Raw genomic sequence first — 289 nt, forward strand, 5'->3', positions numbered from 1 at the left:
GATGACAATACCTCTTTACACGACCATATGGTAGGCGGTTTAAAAGTACTATCTTTAGAGAAAGCTTTGCAACGTTTTGAAAAATATAGAATAGATGAAATTTTATTAGCATTACCTTCAGTGGGCCGTGTACGTAAAAGTGAAATTATTCAACAGCTAGAGCCTGCACATCTTAAAATTACTGAGCTTCCTGGTCTTACGCAACTTGTTGATGGTGAGCTTAAAGTTGCAGATATTCGTGAAGTAGACATTATTGATTTGTTGGGACGTGACCCTGTACCTCCTGTAG

1 protein-coding gene is annotated in these 289 nt (G+C 38.1%); it reads left to right on the forward strand.

Going from position 1 to position 289, the window contains the following annotated elements:
- On the forward strand, positions 1–289 hold a 289-nt coding region (locus tag ACG916_RS21600; protein ID WP_419378817.1), incomplete at both ends, for a nucleoside-diphosphate sugar epimerase/dehydratase.

The sequence above is a fragment of the Acinetobacter legionensis genome, from assembly GCF_048552295.1.
Lineage (GTDB): Bacteria > Pseudomonadota > Gammaproteobacteria > Pseudomonadales > Moraxellaceae > Acinetobacter.